We start from the raw sequence: 4,700 nt of genomic DNA on the forward strand, positions 1-4,700 counted from the left end.
GCCAAGCAGCAGGCCGCCTATCTTGAGTGGCGCGCCCGCCACGGTTAGGTCTCTCGCCAAGGAGTCGCCCGGGGCACACACGGGGCACAAGACAGCGTGAAACGTCGGCAACCAGTGACCAATGATGCGAGCCGATGTCCGGGTGCGACCAGCGTGCCAAGCAGGTTGGCGCAGGCCAGGGGAAGGCCCGTAGTCACCTCGCCAGGCTTCCCACCGTGCGCCTGGCCGCCGTCCAGGCCCGGCTGGGTAGGGTGGGTGGCTGTTCGCGTCCCGTGGGAGGAAGACGATGACCGTGCAGCCATCCAGGCCCACGTTCGGCTTGGACGACTTCGGGCTGGACGACCGGATGCGACTGTTCGGTTACGTCACGGCGGAGAACCGGTTCGCCTACCTGTGGCTGCTGCGGGCCTTCGACTCGGCGCGGTCCAGCTACCACGTCGTGCTGCACACCTCTGACGTGGCCGCAGCGCTGGCGGCGCTGCATGAGGCGAACGCCGACTGCCCGGATCCGGCGCAGTTGGAGCTGCCGCGGCTGCTCGACGCCCTGGTGGACTGGGGGGTGCTCGACCGAGGGCAGGACGGTTCCCGGGCTACGACGTTGGCGGAGTACCGCAACCGGCACTCGGTGTACCAGTTCACCGAGGCCGGGTACCGGGCCCACCGGGCGGTGGAGGCGGTGTTGTCGGCGAGCATGGACGACTCGACGCTGTCCCGGCTGGTCTTCGCCGATCTCCTGGCGGACCTCAACGCACTCGCATCGGCTAACGAGGCCGGGGACGCGGAGGAGGTCTACCGCAAGTTCAACCGGCTGGACCGGGCGTTGGCGGACATCGCCGAGCGGGCCGCGCGCTTTTACCACATGCTGGGCGATCTGGGACGGACCAACGACGTGCGGCCGGAGGCGTTCCTCGCCCACAAGGACGCGCTACTGGCTCACCTGCGGGATTTCCACGACGAATTGCAGCGCTACAGCCCCCGGCTACGCGCGGCGGTGCACGAGGTGGAGGCGACCGGGCTGGATCGGCTGATCGAGGCGGCCGCCGCGGCCGACGAGCGGCTGTTCCACACCCCGGCTCAGCGGCTGGATGACTGGCGGCGGCGCTGGGCGGGGCTGCGGTCCTGGTTGGCGCCGCCGGGTCCGGAGCAGCTCAGCGAGGCGGACCGGTTGTCGGACGCCACCATCGCCGCGATCAGTGACGTCCTCGCCCTGTTGCGCCGAGTCACCGAGGCTCGCCGTGGCGGGGTGAGCCGGGAGTCGCAGCTGCGGCACCTGGCCGCGTGGTTCACCCACACCGGCACCCAGGAGGCCGCGCACGCCCTGTTCGACGTCGTGTTCGGTCTCGGCGCTCCTCGCCACGTCGGGGTGGCGCACCCGGATCCGGAGGCGATCGCGAGCCGGCTGTCGTGGTGGGAGGCGCCGGCGGTGGAGCTGTCCCGCACCCTGGTGGCCACCGGTCGGGCACCCGGGCAGGGTCGGGGACGGCCAGCACGGCTGGACCGGGTCGACGACCGCCGGCACCGGCTGCGCGGCGACCAGCTCGCCCGGGAGCGCCGGTTGGCCGACGCGGCGACGGCGCTGGCTGCCGAGGGAATCACCGACGGCCGGTTGGACGGGTCGCAGACCCAGGTCCTGCTGCGCCTGCTCGACATCGCGTTCGCCGCCCGGGTCGGTGGCACGGCCGCGGTGCCGCTGGCGGCCGCCGCGCACGGCGTCCGGCTGACCTTAACCCCGACGCCGGGACGGTTCACCACGGTACGCACCGTCGGCGGCCGGCTTCATCTGGACGGGTACGCGCTGACGGTCACCGCCGCGCAGCACACCGCGGTCCGCCGTGGCGAGCTGGTGTCGGCGTGACCGCAGAATCGGGCGCGCTCCGGCCGGCGGTCCACCGGTTCGCCGTCGATGTCCCGGAGCTGGAGTTGGCGGACTACCAGCGGGTCGTCCGGCTGGTCCTGCGCCACCCGCTGATCACGGCGACCTGGCCCGACGAGCGGGCGCTGCCCCGGGTGCGGCGCTTCGCCGCCGCCCTGCGCCGGGATCTCGCCGAGGCGTTCGGGTACCGGCTGGAGCTGCACGGTTCGACGGCACGGCTGGTGCGGGCGAAGGACCGGCTCGACGGCACCCAGCCGGCCGTGTCCCGCACCGGGCGGCCGTTCGACCGGCAGCGCTACGCGTATCTGGCGTTGTGCCTGGCGGTGCTGGGCCGTGCCGGGATTCAGATCACCCTCAGCGAGTTGGCCGACTCGGTGGCCGGCGACGCGAACCGGATCACCGGCCTGGGGCTGGATCCGGACCACGGCCCGGATCGGCGGGCGTTCGTGGACGCGGTCGGCTGGTTGGAGGAGCGTGGCGTGCTCCGGCTGGCCGACGGCTCCAGCGCCGCCTGGGCCAGTGACCCCGGGGCCGGTGAGGCGTTGTACGACGTCGCGCGGGACGTGGTGTTCGCGCTGTTCCGGCCGACCCGGGTGGTGCAGCACGTCGAGTCGGTGTCGGCGCTGCTCGGCCGGGCGATGACCAGCAGCGGCAACGCCGAGCGCCGACAGGCAGCTCAGGCGGCCCGGCGGGGGGTGGTGGAGTCGCCGGTCGTCTACTTCGCCGACGTCGATCCGGTGGTCGCCAACCATCTGGGCGGGTCGGCGCTCGCCGCCGACTTGGCCCGGTTGACCGGTCTGCGGGTGGAGCGGCGGGCCGAGGGGGTGCTGCTGGTGGACACCGCCGGGTTCACCGGGGAGCGGTTCCCGGGCACCGGCTCGGTGGCGCAGGCCGCGGTGCTGCTGGCGGTGGAGATAGCCGACCGCGTGGCGGATCCGGATGGCCGTCGGGTCAAGCGGCTTGTGCCGCCGGACGGGTACGGCCGGCAGCAGGCGCTGGTGGGTCAGATCGACGCCGGGCTGCCCACGGCCACCCTGGTGCGCCTCGACGACACGGGCCCGGCCGAGCCGCGGACCACCGAGGATGAGGGTGGCGCCGATGAGACCGACGGCGCCGGGCGGTTGCCGTTCATCACCGACAGCTTCCTGCGTACCGCCGTCGGCGAGATCCTTCAGCGGTACGGGACCGCGTTCGGGGCCCAGTGGCACGCCGACCCGGACCGGCTATGCGCCGAGGCGGTGGCGCTGCTGGAACGGTTCGGCGCGGTCACCGTCGTGCCGGGCGGGGTGCTCGTCCGGCCGCTGGTCGGTCGTTACCGCCACACCATCGCCGCGGTCAAGCCCCGCGCCTCGACCGAAACCCTCTTCTGACCCTCGGGAAGCAGATCGTGATCGAGCAACGTGCCGTCCGCCGGTTCGCCCCCACCCGAGCCGGGATCATCAACCTGTGGGACTACCGGGACGAGGAGTTCCTCTTCGTCGACGGTTGGCTGGTGCTGCGCGGGCCGAACGGCTCCGGCAAGACCAAGGCGCTGGAGGTGCTGTTCCCGTTCGTCCTCGACGGGCGGATCGAACCCCGCCGGCTGAACCCGTTCGCCAGCGAGGACCGCACAATGAAATCGAACCTGCTCTACCGGGGGCAGGAGGTCACCCACGCGTACGTGTGGATGGAGTTCAGCGACGGCGAGGAGTACGTGACGGTCGGCATCGGGTTGCGGGCGCACCGGCACGTCGACCGGGTGACCCGCTGGCACTTCGTGGCCGACGGCCGGGTGGGGGTGGACTTCTCCCTGCTGGACGCCGACGACCGGCCGCTGAACCGCCGCGACCTGATCGACCGGCTGGGGGCCGACGCGGTGCGGGACTCGGCGGAGGACTATCGCCAGCTTGTCGACGCCCGGCTGTTCGGCCTCGGGCCGGCCCGCTACGAGCAGCTGCTGGATCTGGTGCTGACCCTGCGTAAGCCCCAGCTCGCCAAGGACCTCAACCCGGTCGAGTTGTCCCGCACGCTGCAGCGCGGGCTGCGTCCGGTCGAAGACCACCTGCTGGTGGAGGCCGCCCGCTCGTTCGACGACATGGAAGCGGTCGCCCGTACCCTCGAAGGGCTGGTGGCGGCGGACGCGGCGACGGCCGCGTTCCTGACGGTCTACTCGACTTACCTGCGCACCCATGCCCGGGCGGCCGCCGACACCCTGACCGCCCGCCGCGACGCGGTCGCCACCCAGTCGGCAGCACTGGGCGACGCGCGCCGCACGGCCGACGCGGCGGCCGAGACGGAGTCCGAGGCAGGCACGCGGCTGCGGGCCGTCGAGGGCGAGCCCGGACGGCTCCGCGCCCACCTGGACAGCCTGAAAGCATCGGCGGCCTACCAGTCCCACGAGCAGCTCGCCGACCTGGAACGACACGTGCACGACCTGGCCGAGGCGGCCGAGCGCGCCGACGACGCTGCCGCCGCCGAGGAGACGGCGGTGACCCGGCGGCGTACCGAATGGGAACGGGCGATGGTGGCGACCCGGGACGCGCGGGCGGCGGCCGACCGGCTCGCCGCCGAACTTCTGCTCGACGCCGAGACGGCCGGGATCACCTGGAGCGCCGACGACGCCGCCCCGGACCACCTGTCGGCCCGGATCACCGCACGGGCCGCCGCGCGTCGCGACGACGTGCGCGCCATTCGCGAGCAGGTGGCACGGCATGACCAGGCCGAACGTGACCACTCCCGGTCCGCCGCCGACGCGGCCGACGCCACGGCCGCCGCCGCCGACGCCGAGCAGGCCGCGCGACGCGCCGAGGACGCCGTCGAAGAGGCCCGCGCGCGGCTGCGTGCCCAG

General features: G+C 73.3%; 2 protein-coding genes and 1 pseudogene. All 3 read left to right on the plus strand.

All coding sequences use genetic code 11. The features are described 5' to 3' along the window. Positions 1–286: 286 nt before the first annotated feature. Positions 287–1,855, plus strand: coding sequence for a TIGR02677 family protein (locus NCC78_RS27740; RefSeq protein WP_250798181.1), 1,569 nt, complete (start codon positions 287–289; stop codon positions 1,853–1,855). Next, positions 1,852–3,243 carry a TIGR02678 family protein gene (locus NCC78_RS27745; RefSeq protein ID WP_250798182.1) on the plus strand — a complete coding sequence of 464 codons (1,392 nt, stop codon included), beginning with the start codon at positions 1,852–1,854 and terminating at the stop codon, positions 3,241–3,243. The genes NCC78_RS27740 and NCC78_RS27745 overlap by 4 nt, the downstream gene beginning before the upstream one ends. Before the next feature lie 17 nt (positions 3,244–3,260). After that, positions 3,261–4,700 (plus strand): annotated as a pseudogene (locus NCC78_RS27750) (TIGR02680 family protein); the annotation flags it as partial.

The organism is Micromonospora phytophila (genome assembly GCF_023656545.1).
GTDB lineage: Bacteria > Actinomycetota > Actinomycetes > Mycobacteriales > Micromonosporaceae > Micromonospora > Micromonospora phytophila.